The following is a 1,514-nucleotide window of genomic DNA, read 5'->3' on the forward strand; positions in this document are numbered from 1 at the left end:
GTCGGAAACGTTCAGCTCCCTGGTGTGTCGAACGTCACGAGTGCGGTCTCTGAGCTCGATGGTAGTGGCCTCATGCGCACCGCGTACGTGACTGGTGCCGTCTGCTAACGGCTGAAGTCGCCGTGTGACCTTTCGCAAGCATTAAGGCCTGCCTGATCTCAATTCCTCTGTGCTGACGGCACGGAGGATCTCCCTCTCGCATCGGTAGCGGTGCTGGGAAAACAGGAGTAGCTGATAACCAAGCAGTAGCTCGTTGAGATGTGTGGCCGGTCCGATTCGTCGGACCGGCCACACTGTTACGTCCGGGGTTTTGCTAAGCAATCCTTGATTGCTTGAAATATGCTTCTTGGGCTGGTCAGGCGTTCTCTCGACGAAAGGCGTTTTCCATGACGCGTGCGGATGCGAAGCCCCGCGCGGTTGGCGATCGACGTGAGCTCTTCGAGGCTAGAGATCTGACCTCCGTCCATTAAGTCACGGGCGATCGCATCGAGCGTTGGAGGACCTGGGTGCAGACCTTCGCCAATACGCCAAGGGGGCGCTGAGAACGACCGGGGTTGACCCGTTAGCGGCGGTGATGCTGACATGAAGCCGTCAGGACTGAGCGCGAATGCGACTGATTGGCCCATCTGGTTTGGTTTCCTCCCACCGTTAGGGAATGTTCTTCTCAACCGCATCTGCAAAACATAATGTTGCATAAACATCAACAAAAAAAGAGGTCCCAACCATGACTCTCTCTCCCCCGGTAAACGGTGACGACGGCAACCGACTGAAAGGCCCTTCTGGGTCTCATCCCGATGAACGCCGCACCCTTGTACAGGGCGCGGCCTGGACCATCCCCGTTGTCGCGGTCGCCGCCGCGTCGCCCTCGCCTTCACGAACGGGCCCTACGACGTAGCCGCGTGTGGAACGTTGAAGGACGTCACCCTTCTCCTGACTACGAATGGCTCAACGCCTGACCCTGGAAAGACTGTCACGGTCACCCTGCCGTCAGGGCTTACCTGGTCAGACGGAACAACAGCGCCCAAGGTGTTCACCACTGACGCTAACGGTAATGTCACCCTCACCGGGATCAAAGCCACCAGCGCAACGAGTAGCCCCGCCATCACAGCGACAAGTAGTACCGGACCCACCGCAACAGCGATTGTAACGGTTACGCCCCCCCCGCGTCTGTGGATGGCTATACCTGGGACTCTACCGGGAAGCTGTTGGGGCCGTTCGCCCTTCCCTACGAAACGCAAGCCGTTGGATATGCATTCTTTCTCGCGCCGGACGGCGGCCTTTATCACTATGGAACCAAGTTCGCAGGAGGAGTCGCGTCGGCGACGGGCTTCCATGACGACGCACTGAATGCAGACCAAGTCACATTCTTCGACTCGACCGGCGCAGGATACGTATGGAGGAGCAACGGGTCCCTTACGCCGGCTGACACGTACCCCGCGGGAACAATCGCCGTAGGAAATGGTTTCTTCCTGACGCCTTCTGGCGTGCTTTACCACTATGGTGCGTCGGTCGCA

The 1,514-nt window shown here is 58.7% G+C and carries 1 protein-coding gene; it reads left to right on the forward strand.

Annotation, left to right across the window (positions count from 1 at the left end; all coding sequences use genetic code 11):
- Nucleotides 1–1,169: 1,169 nt before the first annotated feature.
- The coding region (locus QCD70_RS18965; protein WP_301219175.1) for a hypothetical protein at nt 1,170–1,514 on the forward strand (345 nt) is incomplete at its 3' end.

Origin of the sequence: Agreia sp. PsM10 (genome assembly GCF_030433855.1) — a bacterium.
In the GTDB taxonomy this organism is placed as follows: domain Bacteria; phylum Actinomycetota; class Actinomycetes; order Actinomycetales; family Microbacteriaceae; genus Agreia.